Below are 14,726 nucleotides of genomic sequence, written 5' to 3' on the forward strand. Positions count from 1 at the left end.
AGCCCCCGGCCTTGGCCGGGGGCTCTTCCGTGTTCTGTCTCAGCGGGACTGGTGGCCCCGCGTGGAAATCGAGATCAGTTCTTCAGGTCGATGCCGAAGAGGAGGGGGTCGTGGTCGGAGGAGCGGAAGGCGGCGGGTGAGTACAGGTAGGGCGGGTTGAACTCGGTGTTGTAGTCCATGAACCTGCCCTCGTCCGCGTTGATGTGCCAGATCGTCGCGCCGGTCACCATCTTGAGCAGCTGCTTGCCGACCAGCACGTGGTCCAGCTCGCCCGACAGGCTGTCGAAGAGGTAGCTGTAGCGGTCCTTCTTGCCGATGAACTTCTTGCTCACGCTCGCCAGCTTGCCCGCCTCCAGGGTGTGGATCGGGTCCTCCTCGCCGTAGGCGTTGAGGTCACCGAGCACGACCGGGTTGGTCAGGTTGAGCGTGTCGATCAGACCGAGCACGGCGTTGGCCTGCCGGATCCGCTCGGCGTTGAAGCAGCTCTGGCCGTCACCCTGGTCCAGGTCCGCGCCGGTCGCGCCGTCGCAGCCCTTCGACTTGAAGTGGTTGACGATCATGGTGAACGGAATGGGGTCGCCCTTGGCCCGCTTGAACTCCTGGATCAGCGGCGGCCTGCGGAACACCCGGTCGGTCGAGGACTGCGGCGAGCCGACCGGCTTGACGACCGCGGGCTTGTAGATGACCGCGACCTGGATGGCGTCCGTGCCCGGGACCGGGGAGACGATCCCCTTGTACGTGCCCGCGCCGACCTCGGCGTTGAGGGCGTCGATCAGCGTGTTCAGCGCCGTGGTGCCGTTGTTCTCGACCTCCATGAGGCCGGCCACGTCGGGGTCGAGGCCCTTCAGCGTCGAGACCAGCTTGGCGAGCTGACGCTGCTTCTCCTCTGCGGTGTTGGCGCCGCGCGAGTTCAGCGTGGTGAACCAGTTCAGCGTGTTGAGGCTGGCCACCTTGACGTTGCCGCCCACCTTGGCGGGCTTGGACGGGCGCGGGTTCTCGGCCGTGAAGACGACCGGCTGGGTCGGCTCGAGCCGGTAGAGGTTGAAGCCGTACGTCAGGATGCCGGTCAGGCCGGTGGTGACGTCACCCACGCGCACGGTGTTGGAGCCGTTGGTGTGGTACGGCAGGACCGCGGGGTTCTGCGCGTTGGAGCCGTCGTCGAGCAGGATCCGCCGCCGCTGGTTCAGGGCGGAGTCGATGTTCGGGCGGTCGGTGGGCTGGAACAGGCGGCCGTTCGAGGAGAGCGTCATCTCGCCGAAGCGGCCGAGGTTGTACACCTCGGAGACGGTGAGCTGACCCTGGAACGTGGTCAGCATGCCCTCCAGCGGCTCCAGGCTCGCGCCCTCGGCCAGCGGCAGCTTCACCTTGGTCGGCTTGATCGTGCCGGTGCCGCAGATGTCCACGTAGGACACCGAGGTCAGCTCGGTGAGGCCGTTGAACTCGACGGCGGTACCGGTGACCAGCACCCGGTCGCCCACGGCGGCGGGCTTGGTGGTGAACACGAACACCGCGTCGGAGGTGGCGGGGTCGTTGTCCGGCGTCGGGTCCTGGATGTAGAAGCCGCCGAGCTGGCCGGTGCCCTGGAAGCCACCGGTCACGATGCCCTCGACGCGTACCTCCTGGCCGGCGAGCGGGGTGGTGTCACCGCTTCCCTGCACCTGGGCGATCTGGTGGGTGGCCGGGATCTGGCACGGCTGGCCCGTACGGGTGGGCGTCGGGGTCGGCGTGGGGGTGGCCGTCGGGGTCGGCGTCGCGGTCGGGGTGTCGGTGGGGGTCACCGTGGGCGTGTCCGTCGGCCCAGGGCTGTCGGTCGGGCTCGGGGCGCACGGGGCGAGCGCGGTCGCCGAGTTGCGAGGCGCGGGCGCCCCGGTGGTGAAGTCCGCCGCGTTGGCGTCGGTGTCGACGCAGCCGTTGCCGGCGCGCAGCGCCGCGGTGGAGTTGGTCAGGGCCGGGGCGGGCGAGCCCTCGGAGAAGTTGGCGGTGCCGTATCCCACCAGGTCGGCGATGAGAGCGAGCTGCTCGGAGGTGCAGACGGTGGAGCCGCCGTTGCAGGCGAGGCCGTCGGCCGAGTGGACCAGGGCCACCTTGCCGGCCGTACCGCTCAGGTTGATGCCGCCCGTGGTGTCGGGCGCGGGCAGCGCGCCGCTCGGGGTGGTGCCGGCGGCGAGCTGGATCAGGTGGTACTGACCCGGCGCGAGAGAGCCGGACAGGTCCACCTTGTTGGAGGAGAAGTTACCGGTGCCGGTGGCACTGGTGTACTGCAGCGACCAGCCGCTGAGGGAGACGTCCGATCCGCTGCGGTTGAACAGCTCCACGAAGTCGTTGGTGAGCGGGGCGCCGGAGTTGCCGCCCCCTCCGTATACCTGGCTGATCACTACGGTCCCCGGCTCCGCGGAGGCCGGGGACAAGGAAACGATGGCGATACCGGCGACCGAGATGCCGGTGGCCACTAGGGCGGCGAACGCCCGGGACAGTGCACGCATGGTCGGGAGCGTAAGGCCGCAAAACCTTCTGATCTCGTACTACACGTAGATGGAAGATGAAATAAGGGAAATTTGACACTTCATGTCGATTCGCAGTCGCCAGACTTGGCGTCCTTGCATCTAGCGGAACCCCGTCGCCCTGGACACACTGTGTCAGCTTTCCATCACGCTTTAGCGACCTGTTACCCGACATTGGGTATGACTTTGGCATGACGCCCCTGTTAAAGATCCTGTCGCTCGACGTCGGCTGGAAGACGTGCGATGTCTCCCCCGAGTGCGTCGGCACCGCGTGCAGGCCGTACGGCCGCTGCATGGCGCACCTGACGCCGGCCGAGCTGGACGAGGCGCTTCGCGAGCTGGCCCCCGGCCAGGGCGTGGACCTGCGCGGCACCACCATCGACGAGGAGCTGCTCACCCGCATCCTGGACGCCACCGAGCGCCACCTCGGCAGGGCCAGGTTCGACCACGCGAGCTTCACCGGACCCGCGCGGTTCGGCGAGGTCGTCTTCGCGGGCGACGCGACCTTCGACCACGCGCGGTTCGACCGGCTCGCCTCGTTCTTCGGCACGCGCTTCACCAGGAACGCGTCCTTTCGCGAGACCCTCTTCTCCCGCGAGTTCTCCATGCACGGGGCCCGCGTACGCGGGCACGGGGCCTTCGACCACGTCCGCATCGGCAGGGACGCGCTCTTCGGCGACGCCAGGTTCGGGAAGGACGCGTCCTTCCTCGGAGCGGAGTTCCACGGCTTCGCGGCGTTCGACGGGGCCATGTTCGACGGCGAGGCGATCTTCCGCGGCGCCCGCTTCCACCGCGCCGTCTCCTACCGCAAGGCGGTCTTCGCGGGCACGGCGGGGTTCGAGGGGGCCCGCTTCCACAACTCCGCCTTCCTCACCCAGGTCCACGTCGGCCGCAGATTATCCCTCTCGGGCATCCACGCCTCGGCGCCGCTGGAGCTCGACACCGACGGCTGCGCGGTCGACCTGCGGTCGGCGAGGATCGCAGGGAGGTTCACCGCCCGGCTGTCGGACGCCGACATCGACCTGCGGGAGGCCGTCCTCACCGGGCCCTCGGCCGTCACCCGGCGCGCGGGCCGGCTGCGCGTGGTGTCGCTCGACCGCCTGGACGCGGGGGCGCTCACGCTGGCAGGGGCGGACCTCAGCGGTTGCCGGCTGGCCCAGCTCCGGCGGCCTGAGGCCCTGCGGCTGTCGGACTGCGTCTTCGCCGCCACGCCCCGCGGCGTGCGCTTAGGCCTGCGCTGGCCGCCCGTCCTGTGGTGGACCAACCGCCACGTGCTCGCCGACGAGCACGCCTGGCGCGGCTGGTCCACGAGGGCGGAGCAGCCCCTGGACCCCGGGCGCCTCGCGGGCCTGTACGAGCGGCTGCGGCGCGGCGTGGACGACAAGAGGACCTCGGCGGACTTCGCCTTCGGCGCCATGGAGATGCGCCGCCTGGCGAGCAGCCGCGGACGGGCCAGGCTCGCGCTGTCGGCCTACTGGCTGGCCTGCGGGTACGGCCTGCGCATGGGCCGCGCCGCCGGCTGGGTCGCACTCGTGGCCGCCGTAGCGGCCGTGGCGGTGTTCTGGTCGGCGGGCGCCCACCCGGCCAGGCGCCCGGTCGGCCACCGCTCCCCCAGCCCGGTCCCGAGCGCGCACGTCTCCGCCATCCGCGCGGGGTGATCCCCTCGGGAGGTCGTGCGGGCGCCGTGTTCAGGGGAGGTCGGCGAGCACCGTGTCCAGGTTGCGGAACAGCTGGGACTTCCAGCCGCCGCCCATGATCCTCCGGGAGAGGCGCTGCGAGGGGTCGCGGGGGTCGAAGCCCTCGTGGTCGAGGAACAGCCGGGTGCCCCTGCCCTCCGGCTCCAGCCGCCAGGTGACGGTGGAGTCCAGGCCGCCGCCGTTCTCCCTGCCGGCGTCCGCCCAGCTGATCCTGAGCATCCTGCCCTCCTCGAACTCCAGCACCTCGCAGGCGACCACGCCGCTGAACCGCACGGCGGGCATCGGCATGGTGTGCATGGTGTAGCGGTGCCCGATCTCCAGCTTGAAGTCGTTGGGCATCAGCCATCGGGCGATCAGGTCGGGCTCGGTGAGCGCCCGCCAGACCTTCGCAGGGGGGTGGGGCAGGAACTCGTCCACGTGGACCGCCGTGAGGTCGTCCGCCGGGCCGTCCTCGGGAAACCTCGGGTTGTGGGTCATTCGTCCTCGATCTTGTTGAGAATGTCGCGCAGGCCGGTCAGTCGCTCGCGCCAGAAGCGCTCGTACGGCGCGAGCCAGTCCCTGACCTCGACGAGCGGAGCGGTCTCCAGGGTGTAGAGGCGTTCACGCCCGTTCCTGCGCTCGGTGACCAGCCCGGCCCGCTTCAGCACCTTCAGGTGCTCGGAGACGCTGGGCCTCGCCATCGCGAAGCGGTCGGCGAGCCGCCGCACCGGCTGGGCGCCCTCGTCGCGGAGGAGGCGCAGCAGCTCACGCCTGGCCGGGCTGGCCAGGGCGGCGAACACGTCGGTCATCCCGCGACCGGGCCCTCGGGCGCCGGCAGATGGTCGATGTGGTGAATACGCATGTCAGGCATGATACGTAGGAAGCCGCCTACCTATCCGCACCGGGTACGCCCGCACGGCCTCACCCCAGGGACAGGTCAGGGATTCCCCGGATTCCGACCCTCCCCCGCCGGACGACACAATGGGGGACTGAATGCACATCACGGGCGGGACATGAGGAGAACATGGCGAGCGCCGGCGTCATCGACGACTACGTGGCCACGCTCGGCCGCAGCCTGCGCGGCCCGCGCCGGGTCAGGCGCGACCTGGTCGCCGAGGCGCGGGACGGCCTGGCCGACACCGCCGAGGCCTACCTCGCCCAGGGGATGGACCAGGACGAGGCCGAGCGGAACGCGGTCGCCGAGTTCGGGACGGTGACGGAGGTCGCGCCCGGCTACCAGGAAGAGCTCACCGCGCACCAGGGCCGCAGGACCGCCGCAGTGCTGTTCATCACGGTGCCGCTGATGACGCTCATGTGGAGCGGCATCTGGAGGATCTTCCCTGAGGACGCGTCGGCCGCGTCGGCCATCAAGCCCGCGTGGTTCGGCCCGCTCGCGCGTTTCCTCGACCTGTTCCAGTTCGGCATGGGCATCCTCGGCGGCCTGGCCCTGGTCATCCTCGCCGGTCGGCTTCGCCGGGTCAGGCGTCCCGACCTCGTCACCAGGGCTCTGGGCATCCTGCTGTGGATCCAGGTGCCGGCGATCGTCCTGATATCCGCCGCCCTGACGGCCGGCGGCGAGTCCGGCCTGGCGAGCTTCGACGACTACTTTCCTGGCATGGTGGCCTCGGTCATCAGCTACCTCATAGCGGGCTGGCTCCTGTGCGCCGCCACCCGCTGCCTGATCGTCTCCCGGGCCACCCCGCTCCCGGCGCGGGCCCGCGAGACCGGAACCCTCCGCTGACGGTCAACGGGTGGTGACGTCCGGCGCGGCGTCGGAGCGGGGGGCCAGGACGCTGCCGATGGCGCTGGTGAAGGCCTGCCACGCCGATCGCTCGCCCGCCAGGGCCGTACGGCCGGAGTTGGTGAGCCGGTAGGTGCGGCGCTTGCGGCCGCCGACCGTCGCCCACTCGCTCGTCAGGTATCCCACCCGCTCCAGCCTGCGCAGCGCGGGATAGACCGTGCCGGTCGGCACGCTGAGCGCGCCTCCGCTGCGCTCCTGCAACGCCTCGATGATCGCGTAACCGTGAAGCGGCTCGTGCTCCAGGACGGAGAGCAGGAGCGCGTCCATGTGGCCGCGGAGCGCGTCGGTGTTCACCGGTAAAGCCTATCCAGATGTCTCACGTAGGCAGTCTACATGTAGGCTGCCTATAGGTAGACAGACACACCAAACGGAAGAGGAGCCATGGACGTGCTCGACCTGGCCCGGCTGCAGTTCGCGGTGACGGGAAGCCTGCACTTCCTGTTCGTCGTGCTGACGCTGGGCCTGGCCCCCCTCGTCGCGATCATGCAGACCCGCCACGTCATCAGCGGCAAGCCGGTCTTCGAGCGGATGACCCGGTTCTGGGGCCAGATCTACGTGACCAACTACGCCCTCGGCGTGTTCACCGGCCTGGTGATGGAGTTCCAGTTCGGGCTGAGCTGGAGTGGCCTGTCGGACTTCGCCGGCGCCGTGTTCGGGGCGCCTCTGGCGATCGAGACGCTGACGGCGTTCTTCCTGGAGTCCACCTTCCTCGGGCTGTGGATCTTCGGCTGGAACCGCCTGCCCAAGAAGCTGCACCTGGCGTGCATCTGGCTGGTGACGCTGACCGCCTACGCGAGCGCGTTCTGGATCATGGTCGCCAACTCGTTCCTCCAGCACCCCGTGGGCACCGTCCAGCAGGGCGACCACCTGGTGCTGACCGACTTCGGGGCGCTGCTCACCAACCCGAGCCTCGTCATGGCGTTCCCGCACGTCATCGGTGCCGGGCTCTTCGCCGGCAGCTTCGTGATCATCGGAGGCAGCGCCTACCAGCTGTTCAGGCGGACCCCCGAGCAGGAGTTCTTCCGCAGGTCACTGCGCACCGGCGTGGTGTGGGCGTTCATCGGCACCACCTTGGCGGTCGGCTTCGGCTACGCCCAGTTCGGCTTCGTCCGCGACGTCCAGCCGGGCAAGTTCGACGGCGCGGTGCCAGGGTCGGCGCTCGCCACCATGATCACCATCGGGCAGCTCACGCAGTTCGCCGTGATGCTCGTCCTGCTGCCCCTGCTGTTCAGGAACCTCCTCGCCCGCTTCCGGTGGGTGCACCCCGTACTGATGATCATGACCCCGCTGCCGTTCATCGCGGCGATCATGGGCTGGCTCGCGCGCGAGGTCGGCCGCCAGCCGTGGCTCGTGTACGGCGAGCTCAGCGTGGCCGACGCCATGTCACCCGGCCTCACCAAGGGCATGGTCACCCTCTCCCTCGTCGCCTTCGCCGGCGTGCTCGGCCTGCTCGCCGTCGTCGACTACCTGCTGATCGCGCGGACCGTGCGGCGCGGTCCCGCCCGGGCCGCCGACCTCGGCGCGGCCGAGCCCGCCGAGCCCAGCCCCACGCCCGCCCTGGTTCTGTGACCCCCGACAACCCCCTGAGGAGCTCCCCCCATGGAGATCATCTGGCTGGCGGTCTTCGCCGTGCTGCTGATCGGTTACTTCGCCCTGGAAGGGTTCGACATCGGCGTCGGCATGATGCTTCCCGTGCTCAGCCGGGCCGGCGAGCGCGCCGGGGAGCCGGGCACCCGCCAGGCGCACCGTGACCGCCTGGTCGCCGCGATGGCCCCGTTCCTGCTGGCCAACGAGATCTGGCTGGTCGCCGTCGCCGGGACGCTGTTCGGGGTGTTCCCCGCCCTCGAAGGCACGGTGCTCAACGGGCTCTACCCCCTCGTGGTGGCCCTGCTGGTGTGCTGGGTGCTGCGCGACGCGGGCCTGTGGTTCCGGCGACGGCTGGACGGGCGCGCCTGGCGGGCGTTCTGGGACCTGGTGCTCTGCGCCGCCTCGTGGGGCCTCGCCCTGACCTGGGGATTCGCCCTGGCCTCCATCGCGCGTGGGCTGCCGGACCAGCCGTTCGACCCGCTGGGCCTGCTGTACGGAGCCGTGGTCGCCGCCGCGTTCGCCTTCCACGGCCGGACGTTCGTCGCGTGGCGCCTGTCGGGCTCCAGCGAGGTGCGGCACACCGGACGGCGCCTGCTGCTCTCGGCCGCCGTGGCGGCCCTGCCCGTGGCGGTGCCACTGGCCGCGCTCATCCCGTCACTGCTCGACCACGTGGCGCCGTCGGCGACACTGAATGTGCTCAGTCTCATGGTCCTGCCGTTCACACCCATCCTCGTCGGGGCGCAAGTATGGGTATGGCGCACGTTCGGCCCGACCAGGTCCACCGGCGCCGCCGCCCGCATACCGTCGTTCTTCTAGGGAACCGATGCACAAGGATCTCGTACTGCTGGCGCGCACGGAGCGGACGGTCCGCCGTCACCTGCTGACGTGCGTGGTGGCGGCCGTGCTCGCGGGGCTGCTGGTCCTCGCGCAGGCCGAGCTGCTGTCCGGCGTGCTGTCGGGCGGCCTGACCGCCCTGGCGCTGCTCCCGCTGGCCGGCGTGGTGGTGGCGCGGGCGCTGCTCGGCCGGCTCAACGGGGTCGCGGGCGGCCGTACGGCCACGGCGCTGAAGTCCGTGCTGCGGGCGCGGCTGCTCTCCCGGCTGCGCGACCTCGGGCCCGCGCGGCTCACCGCGCACCGTTCGGGCGAGCTGGTCACGCTGGCGGGGCGCGGCCTGGACGCGCTGGACCCCTACATCACCGGCTACCTGCCCGCCGTCGCCGTGGCCGGCGTGGTGCCCGTCGCCGTGCTGGTCCGGCTGTTCGCGGCCGACCTCGGCACCGCGGTGATCGTCCTGCTGACGCTTCCGCTGATCCCGGTGTTCGGGGCGCTGGTCGGGTGGCAGACCAAGGCGGTCACCGAGCGGCAGTGGCGGGCCCTGTCGCGGCTCGGCGGCCACTTCCTCGACGTCGTCAGGGGCCTGCCGACGCTGCGCGCGTTCGGGCGGGCTCGCTACCAGGCGACGGTGATCCGGCAGGTGGCCGACGCCCACCGGGCGGCCACCATGCGCACCCTGCGAGTCGCGTTCCTGTCCTCGCTGGTCCTGGAGCTGGTCGCGTCGCTGTCTCTGGCCCTCGTCGCCGTGCCGGTCGGGCTGCGGCTGCTGTCGGGCTCGCTCGACCTGCGAACGGCCCTGCTGGTCCTGCTGCTCGCCCCCGAGGCGTACATCCCGCTGCGCGCGGTCGGCACGAAGTTCCACGCCGCGATGGAGGGCGTCGCCGCCGCCGACCAGGCCTTCGCCGTACTCGAGGAGCACGTCCCCGGCACCGGCGGCACCGCAGCACCGGCCCCGGGCGTGCCGGAGATCCGGCTGGAGAACGTCACGGTCCGCTACCCGGGCCGCGAGGACGCCGCGCTGGACGGCGTGTCGCTGGTCGTGCCGCCGGGCGAGCGGGTGGCGCTGGTGGGCGAGAGCGGCGCGGGCAAGAGCACCCTGCTGCACCTGCTGCTGGGCTTCGTGACCCCGTCCGAGGGCAGGGTCCTCATCGGCGGGGTCGACCTGGCGACGCTCGACCTGGACGCCTGGCGCGGGAGGCTGGCGTTCGTGCCGCAGCGCCCCCACCTGTTCGCGAGCTCCGTGGCCGACAACATCCGGCTCGGCTCGCCCGCCTCCGAGGAGGACGTCCGCACGGCCGCCGCCGCGGCGCGGGCCGCAGAGTTCGTGGAGGCCCTTCCCGAGGGGTACGCGACGGTCGTCGGCGAGCGCGGGGCGAACCTCTCGGCGGGCCAGCGGCAGCGCGTCGCGCTGGCCAGGGCGTTCTGCCGCCCGGGCGCCGAGATGCTGCTGCTCGACGAGCCGACCGCGCGCCTGGACGGCAGGAGCGAGGCCGCGATCGTCGAGGCGACCAGGACCCTCGCCGAGGGACGCACCGCCGTCATCGTCGCGCACCGCCCCGCCATGATCGATCTGGCCGACCGGGTGGTCCGCGTCGACGCGGGGAGGATCGTCTCAGACCGGCTGGTCACACGCGCGGGACCGGCCCCGGGCACCGAAGCGCCGGACCACGACGCATGGGCGGAGCGAGTGCGATGAACACGCGAGGAATGACCGGGAGATCACTGACCGCCGCGGCGGCCGGCGCCGCCGCCGAGCTGGCCGCGCTCGGGCTGATCGCGGCGGCGGCCTGGCTGATCACCCGGGCCGCCGAGCAACCGCCGCTCGCCGCCCTCAGCGTGGCGATCGTCGCCGTCCGCGCCTTCGCGACCAGCCGCGGCCTGTTCCGGTACGGCGAGCGCCTCGCCGGGCACGACGTCGCGCTGCGGGCCCAGGCGACCACGCGCGAGAGGCTGTACGAGGCCCTCATCCCGACCGGGCCGCTCAGCCACCGGGGCCCCGACCTGCTGAGCCGGATGGTCGACGACACCGACGCCGTGCAGGACCTGCTGGTGCGCTGCCTGCTGCCCGCCGTGGCCGCCTCGGTCACCGCCGTCGCCGCGGTGACGCTGGGAGCCTTCCTGCTGCCCGCCGCCGCGCTCGTCCTGCTCGCGGGGCTGCTGGTGGCCGGGCTGCTGCTGCCCGCGGGCACGGCCGCCGCGGCGCGGCGCTGGTCCGCCCGGCTCGCTCCCGCGCGGGCCGACCTCGCGGCGCGGGTGGCCGACCTGGTGCACGGAAGCGCCGACCTTGCCGCCTACGGGGCCGGTGAGCACGCCCTCGCGGCCTCGGCCGAGGCGGACGCGAAGCTGGCGGTGCTCGAACGGCGGCAGTCCAGGGCGAACGCCTCCGCCCTCGCGCTCGGCACGCTGGTCCAGGGCCTCACGGTGGCGGCGATCGTGCTCGTCGCCCAGCGCGCCGGGGCCGGCCAGGTGACCACCGCCGTGCTGGCCCTGACGGCGCTGGTGGCGTTCGAGCCCATCCTGCCGCTGGCCGCCGCGGGCGAGCGGTTCGCCGGGGTCACCGCGGCGTTGCGCAGGCTGAGGGAGATCAGGTCCACCCCGCCCGCCGTCCCCGAGCCGGCCGCCCCCGCTCCCCCGCCGCGGGGCCCGCTGACCGTCCAGGTGGAGAACCTCGTGGTGCGGCACGCCCCCGGCCGGGCGCCCGCGCTCGACGGCGTCTCGCTCACCCTCACCCCCGGCAGGCGCGTGGCCGTGGTGGGACCGAGCGGAGCGGGCAAGAGCACGCTGCTGTCCGCGCTGATGCGCACCGCGGACTTCGAAGCGGGGGACATCCGGATCAACGGCGCCGGTGTCCGCCACCTGTCCCCCGACGACGTGCGCGCCATGATCACCGGCCTGACGCAGGACCCGTACGTCTTCCGTGCCACCGTCCGCGACAACCTCAGGCTCGCGGGCCCGGAGGCCGGCGAGGAGGAGCTGGCCCTCGCCGTGCGCAGGGCGCGCCTGGACGCGTGGGTCGAGCGCACCGGCTGGGAGACGACCCTGGGCGAGGACGGGCGCACGGTGTCGGGCGGCCAGCTCCAGCGGCTCGCCCTGGCCCGCGCGCTGCTCCACGACCCCGAGGTGCTACTGCTGGACGAGCCCGCCGAGGCCCTGGACGGCGCCACGGCCGACGCGCTCATGGCCGACCTCCTCGACGCCACGCACGGCCGTACGACCCTGCTGGTCACCCACCGCCTGCACGGCCTCGAAGGCGTCGACGAGATCATCGTCCTCGAGGGCGGCCGGGTGACGCAGCGCGGCCACCACGGCGAGCTCGTGGCCGTGCCCGGTTACTACCGGGACCTGTGGCGGTCGGAGGCCCTGACCGCCACCCCCTGCTGACCTCCATCCCCGGCTGACGTCCGCACCGGATCACCTCCGTTGCGCCGGTCCTCTGGTTGGAAACGCAATCTGGTTTACATTTCAAACCTGTGTGGTTTATAGTTCAAACCAGTTTGCAGCACCGACGAGGAGACTCCCATGCGGTCCGACGACGAGGACGAGAGGGCGCTCAGCCCGGAGGAGACGCTCCGGCTCATCGAGAGCCAGCGGGCCGAGACCGAGCGGCACCTCGGCGGCGACCCGCTGCTGTTCTACGGCTCGTGGGGGCTGGCCTGGCTGATCGGGTTCGGCGCGTTCTTCCTGCGCTTCGGCCTGTCCGGCCACCAGTACCTGCCCATCTCCGCGGGCCTGGCGATGACGATCCTGTTCGTCTCGCTGTCGCTGGCCCTGGTGGTCACCTCGTACGCCGGGTGGAAGCAGAGCAGCCAGGTACGGGGCGTCTCGCAGGCCCGGGGCACGATGTACGGCCTGTCGTGGTTCTTCGGGTTCTTCGCGCTCGGGCTGATCGGCGGTCACTTCGGGAAGTTCCTCCCGGAGGCGGAGGCGAGCCTGCTCTGGTCGTGCCTGTCGGTGTTCGTGGTCAGCATCCTGTTCATGGCCGGGGCCGCGGTCTGGAACGAGCCGCCGATGTTCTTCGTCGGCGTCTGGGTCGCCGCCGTCAACATGGTCGGCGTGGCGGCGGGGCCGGGGTGGCACGCGCTGCTCGTGTCGGTGCTGGTGGGCGGGGGCTTCATCGTCTTCGGCGCGGTCCTGCGCTTCCGGCTGGGGAAGGCATGAGCCCGGCCGGCGGGCTCCCCGAGCTCGACCCGGTGATCCACGCCCAGGCGCGCCTGCGGGTCGTCACCGCGCTGTCGACGCTGCCCGAGGGCGACCGGCTCGGCTTCCCCGCGCTCAAGGACATCCTCGGCATGACGGCGGGCAACCTGTCGGTCCACCTCAGCAAGCTGGAGAGCGCCGGATACGTCGAGATCAGCAAGACCCACCGGGGCCGCACCCCGGTGACCTACGTGGCGCTCACCCGGCGGGGGCGGCTGGCCTTCGACGACTACACGACCGCCCTGCGGGCCCTGCTCGACAGCGCGGGCTCAGGACCCGCCGCCTCCCCGTCGGCCGGCCATACGAACGATCCCCCACCGAAGTCCGGTACGAGACCGGAAGGAACAAGGCAGATCCCATGACCGAGACACTCGTCCAAGCCATCGAGGTCACCCGCCGGTACGGCGACGTGGTGGCCCTGGACACCACCTCCCTGGACATCCGCGCCGGGGAGCTGATCGGCCTGCTGGGCCCGAACGGCGCGGGCAAGTCCACCCTGGTCAACCTGCTTTGCGGCCTGCGGCGGCCCACCTCCGGCTCGATCAGCCTGTTCGGAGGGTCCCCCGGCGACCCGGCCAACCGGCGCTCGCTGGGCATGACCCCGCAGGAGACCGGGCTGCCCCCCACGCTGCGGGTGCGCGAGTGCGTCGACTTCGTCGCCGCCCACTTCCCCTCGCCGGTGGACCGGGACGAGCTGCTCGGCCGGTTCGGGCTCTCGGACCTGCGCGACCGGCAGATCGGCGGCCTGTCGGGCGGGCAGAAGAGGCGGATCGCGGTCGCCCTGGCGTTCGCCGGCGACCCGAAGCTCGTGCTGCTCGACGAGCCGACGACCGGCCTGGACGTCGAGGCCCGCCGCGCCCTGTGGGACTGCGTCCGCGACTTCCACGCGCGCGGCGGCACGGTGCTGCTGACCAGCCACTACCTGGAGGAGATCGAGGCGCTCGCCGAACGAGTGGTCGTGCTCGGCGGGGGCCGCGTGCTCGCGGACGACACCATGGAGTCGGTGCGCGGCATGGTCGGGGTCCGCCGCGTCACGCTGACCGCCGAACACCTGCCGGAGCTGCCGGGGGTGGTCGGCGTCGAGACCGACGGGGAGCGCACTCACCTGCTCACCACGGACGCGGACCGGCTGGTCCGCGAGCTGGTCAGGGCCGACGTCCCGTTCTCGGGCCTGGAGGTCCGGCCGACCACCCTGGAAGAGGCGTTCATCGCCATCACCGGGGAGGACCTCAGGCCCACGGCGGCGGTCTGAGGTCCTCCCTTCCCCCACCACCACGGATCCGGCCGAGGGCACGTCGCGCGTGCCCGCCGGGTCGCGTTCCCCCAGCCCACGATGAAGCCCGCAGGAGCGCCGATGTCCCTCGTTCTCACGCACATGAAGTTCCAGTTCCTGGAGACGATCCGCATCCCCGTCGCGGTGGTCGGCAACGCCTTCTTCCCCGCCGCCGCGATGCTGTTCTTCGTGGTCCCGTTCGCCGGTGACGACCCGGTGGCCGCGACGTTCGCGACCGGCTCGATGGCGACCTTCGCGGTGATGTCGAGCTGCCTGTTCACCTACGGCGTCGGCGTCTCGGAGGACCGGGCGCAACCCTGGGACCCCTACCTCCGCACGCTGCCCGCGGGACCCTGGCCGAGGTTCGCCGGCCGGATGCTCACGGGCCTGGCGTTCATGGGCATGGCCCTGGTGCCGGTCGTCCTGATCGCGGCGCTGCTGACCGAGGCGACCGTCAGCCCCCTCGGCCTGCTGCTCGGCCTCGGCGCGCTGGTCGTGGCCGCGCTCCCGTTCACCTTCCTCGGTCTGCTCATCGGGTACGCCCTGCCCTCGAAGGCCGCGCTCGCCGTCGCGCAGATCCTGTTCTTCCCGCTCGCGTTCGGCGGTGGGCTGCTGACCGCTCCCGGGCAGGCTCCGGGCTTCATCGAGGCGATCGCGCCGTTCCTGCCCACCCGCGGCTCGGTCGAGCTGGTCTGGGCGGCCACGGGCGGCTTCACGCCGCGGGTGACCTCGCTGGTCAGCCTGGCCGTGTGGACGGCCGTGGCCGGCGTGCTCGCCGCCTGGGCCTACCGCAGGGACGAGGGCCGCAGGTTCTCCTGACGCCTTCCCGGGTCCCCGGCCCGCCGGCGACCCGGGCA

General features: G+C 72.0%; 14 protein-coding genes. 10 read left to right on the plus strand and 4 right to left on the minus strand.

Going from position 1 to position 14,726, the window contains the following annotated elements:
- Positions 1 to 74: 74 nt before the first annotated feature.
- Positions 75 to 2,483 (minus strand): ExeM/NucH family extracellular endonuclease, encoded by a 2,409-nt coding sequence (locus ACOZ38_RS26625; RefSeq protein WP_424533891.1) that lies wholly within the window; start codon positions 2,481 to 2,483, stop codon positions 75 to 77.
- A 209-nt stretch (positions 2,484 to 2,692) separates the two neighbouring features.
- Between ACOZ38_RS26625 and ACOZ38_RS26630 the strand changes: the two genes are divergently transcribed.
- Positions 2,693 to 4,159: a pentapeptide repeat-containing protein gene (locus ACOZ38_RS26630; protein WP_424533892.1), complete on the plus strand. Its 1,467-nt coding sequence runs from the start codon at positions 2,693 to 2,695 to the stop codon at positions 4,157 to 4,159.
- 30 nt (positions 4,160 to 4,189) lie between these two features.
- Here the strand turns inward: ACOZ38_RS26630 and ACOZ38_RS26635 are convergent, their stop codons facing one another.
- Both ACOZ38_RS26635 and ACOZ38_RS26640 read right to left on the minus strand, forming a co-directional pair.
- On the minus strand, positions 4,190 to 4,675 hold the full coding sequence (locus ACOZ38_RS26635) for an SRPBCC family protein (RefSeq protein WP_424533893.1): 486 nt from the start codon (positions 4,673 to 4,675) through the stop codon (positions 4,190 to 4,192).
- Positions 4,672 to 4,986 (minus strand): ArsR/SmtB family transcription factor, encoded by a 315-nt coding sequence (locus tag ACOZ38_RS26640; protein WP_424533894.1) that lies wholly within the window; start codon positions 4,984 to 4,986, stop codon positions 4,672 to 4,674. Before ACOZ38_RS26640 ends, ACOZ38_RS26635 begins: the two co-directional genes overlap by 4 nt.
- A 215-nt stretch (positions 4,987 to 5,201) precedes the next feature.
- Between ACOZ38_RS26640 and ACOZ38_RS26645 the strand changes: the two genes are divergently transcribed.
- Complete coding sequence (locus ACOZ38_RS26645; RefSeq protein WP_424533895.1) at positions 5,202 to 5,918, plus strand: permease prefix domain 1-containing protein; 717 nt, start codon at positions 5,202 to 5,204, stop codon at positions 5,916 to 5,918.
- A 3-nt stretch (positions 5,919 to 5,921) separates the two neighbouring features.
- Here the strand turns inward: ACOZ38_RS26645 and ACOZ38_RS26650 are convergent, their stop codons facing one another.
- A complete protein-coding gene (locus ACOZ38_RS26650; protein ID WP_424533896.1) occupies positions 5,922 to 6,272 on the minus strand; it encodes a PadR family transcriptional regulator in 351 nt (116 codons plus the stop codon).
- Positions 6,273 to 6,359: 87 nt separating this feature from the next.
- On the opposite strand from ACOZ38_RS26650, the gene ACOZ38_RS26655 reads away from it, so the two are divergent.
- From ACOZ38_RS26655 to ACOZ38_RS26690, 8 genes are all read left to right on the plus strand, one after another.
- A complete protein-coding gene (locus tag ACOZ38_RS26655) occupies positions 6,360 to 7,547 on the plus strand; it encodes a cytochrome ubiquinol oxidase subunit I (RefSeq protein ID WP_424533897.1) in 1,188 nt (395 codons plus the stop codon).
- Between the two features lie 30 nt (positions 7,548 to 7,577).
- Positions 7,578 to 8,381: a cytochrome d ubiquinol oxidase subunit II gene (locus ACOZ38_RS26660; protein WP_424533898.1), complete on the plus strand. Its 804-nt coding sequence runs from the start codon at positions 7,578 to 7,580 to the stop codon at positions 8,379 to 8,381.
- Positions 8,382 to 8,388: 7 nt separating this feature from the next.
- The gene (gene cydD, locus ACOZ38_RS26665) at positions 8,389 to 10,095 is read left to right on the plus strand and encodes a thiol reductant ABC exporter subunit CydD (protein WP_424533899.1); all 1,707 of its coding nucleotides are present in this window, start codon (positions 8,389 to 8,391) and stop codon (positions 10,093 to 10,095) included.
- On the plus strand, positions 10,092 to 11,780 hold the full coding sequence (gene cydC / locus ACOZ38_RS26670; protein WP_424533900.1) for a thiol reductant ABC exporter subunit CydC: 1,689 nt from the start codon (positions 10,092 to 10,094) through the stop codon (positions 11,778 to 11,780). Before cydD ends, cydC begins: the two co-directional genes overlap by 4 nt.
- Positions 11,781 to 11,918: 138 nt before the next feature.
- A complete protein-coding gene (locus ACOZ38_RS26675) occupies positions 11,919 to 12,557 on the plus strand; it encodes a hypothetical protein (protein WP_424533901.1) in 639 nt (212 codons plus the stop codon).
- The gene (locus ACOZ38_RS26680) at positions 12,554 to 12,958 is read left to right on the plus strand and encodes a winged helix-turn-helix domain-containing protein (protein ID WP_424533902.1); all 405 of its coding nucleotides are present in this window, start codon (positions 12,554 to 12,556) and stop codon (positions 12,956 to 12,958) included. Before ACOZ38_RS26675 ends, ACOZ38_RS26680 begins: the two co-directional genes overlap by 4 nt.
- The gene (locus ACOZ38_RS26685) at positions 12,955 to 13,848 is read left to right on the plus strand and encodes an ABC transporter ATP-binding protein (protein WP_424533903.1); all 894 of its coding nucleotides are present in this window, start codon (positions 12,955 to 12,957) and stop codon (positions 13,846 to 13,848) included. The genes ACOZ38_RS26680 and ACOZ38_RS26685 overlap by 4 nt, the downstream gene beginning before the upstream one ends.
- Before the next feature lie 102 nt (positions 13,849 to 13,950).
- Positions 13,951 to 14,688, plus strand: a complete 738-nt coding sequence (locus tag ACOZ38_RS26690; RefSeq protein WP_424533904.1) for an ABC transporter permease — start codon at positions 13,951 to 13,953, stop codon at positions 14,686 to 14,688.
- Positions 14,689 to 14,726 lie beyond the last annotated feature (38 nt).

It is taken from the genome of Sphaerisporangium viridialbum (assembly GCF_049674955.1).
Lineage (GTDB): Bacteria > Actinomycetota > Actinomycetes > Streptosporangiales > Streptosporangiaceae > Sphaerisporangium > Sphaerisporangium viridialbum.

Bases quoted from the DNA above. Each gene is read 5' to 3' on its own strand.
- cydD (WP_424533899.1), top strand. From the start codon at position 8,389: ATGCACAAGGATCTCGTACTGCTGGCGCGCACGGAGCGGACGGTCCGC.
- ACOZ38_RS26690 (WP_424533904.1), top strand. From the start codon at position 13,951: ATGTCCCTCGTTCTCACGCACATGAAGTTCCAGTTCCTGGAGACGATC.
- ACOZ38_RS26640 (WP_424533894.1), bottom strand. From the start codon at position 4,986: ATGACCGACGTGTTCGCCGCCCTGGCCAGCCCGGCCAGGCGTGAGCTG.
- ACOZ38_RS26655 (WP_424533897.1), top strand. From the start codon at position 6,360: ATGGACGTGCTCGACCTGGCCCGGCTGCAGTTCGCGGTGACGGGAAGC.
- ACOZ38_RS26660 (WP_424533898.1), top strand. From the start codon at position 7,578: ATGGAGATCATCTGGCTGGCGGTCTTCGCCGTGCTGCTGATCGGTTAC.
- cydC (WP_424533900.1), top strand. From the start codon at position 10,092: ATGAACACGCGAGGAATGACCGGGAGATCACTGACCGCCGCGGCGGCC.
- ACOZ38_RS26635 (WP_424533893.1), bottom strand. From the start codon at position 4,675: ATGACCCACAACCCGAGGTTTCCCGAGGACGGCCCGGCGGACGACCTC.
- ACOZ38_RS26645 (WP_424533895.1), top strand. From the start codon at position 5,202: ATGGCGAGCGCCGGCGTCATCGACGACTACGTGGCCACGCTCGGCCGC.
- ACOZ38_RS26630 (WP_424533892.1), top strand. From the start codon at position 2,693: ATGACGCCCCTGTTAAAGATCCTGTCGCTCGACGTCGGCTGGAAGACG.
- ACOZ38_RS26675 (WP_424533901.1), top strand. From the start codon at position 11,919: ATGCGGTCCGACGACGAGGACGAGAGGGCGCTCAGCCCGGAGGAGACG.
- ACOZ38_RS26625 (WP_424533891.1), bottom strand. From the start codon at position 2,483: ATGCGTGCACTGTCCCGGGCGTTCGCCGCCCTAGTGGCCACCGGCATC.
- ACOZ38_RS26685 (WP_424533903.1), top strand. From the start codon at position 12,955: ATGACCGAGACACTCGTCCAAGCCATCGAGGTCACCCGCCGGTACGGC.
- ACOZ38_RS26680 (WP_424533902.1), top strand. From the start codon at position 12,554: ATGAGCCCGGCCGGCGGGCTCCCCGAGCTCGACCCGGTGATCCACGCC.